The 668-nt window shown below is 64.5% G+C and carries 1 pseudogene; it reads left to right on the forward strand.

What is annotated here, in order from left to right:
- Positions 1-668, forward strand: a pseudogene (locus OBACDRAFT_RS29475) (hypothetical protein); the annotation flags it as partial.

Below are 668 nucleotides of genomic sequence, written 5' to 3' on the forward strand. Positions count from 1 at the left end.
ATCATTGTCCCCCTGGCCCTCTGGCCCCTCCCCCTCTGGTTTTATTTTGCGCTCCGCCGCGCCCGCGCCACCGATCCCTTGCGCGCCCGCCGCGAAGCCCGCCAGCGCCTCGCCGAAACCCTGCGTCAACTCCGTCAAAGTGGCGCGGGCGTCCCGCCCGCTGTAGGGGCGTCGCTTGCGACGCCCGCGCCAGCCGGACAGATTTACCGAATACCAGAAGAGCAGTCGCAGGCTGAAACGCAGACCGAAACGCAGTCGCGGGCTTCGCAAGCGAAGCCCCTACAACGCAGTGGCGCGGGCGTCCCGCCCGCCTCCGATTCCGTCACTTCAGGCTTCAATGTTGAACGCTCAACATTGGACGCGCAACATCCGGGCCAAAGCCCCGCCTCCCCCCTCCCCTTCACCCTTCACGTCACTCTCGACCCTACGCTACCGCCCGAAACATTCAGTATCCAAACAACTGATACTGATTCCGTCGCCGCCACCGTTGCCATCACCGGTGCGGACGAACTCGGCACGATTTACGGCATCTACGAAATCTCCCACCGCTTCCTCGGCGTCGATCCCCTCTGGTTCTGGAAAGACATCGAACCCGCCCCGCTCACACCGGACGAACTCCGTGCCCGCCTCGCCACCGCAGCCGCCAACCCAGCAACTGCCATAATCAC

It is taken from the genome of Geminisphaera colitermitum TAV2, assembly GCF_000171235.2.
Classification (GTDB): domain Bacteria; phylum Verrucomicrobiota; class Verrucomicrobiia; order Opitutales; family Opitutaceae; genus Geminisphaera; species Geminisphaera colitermitum.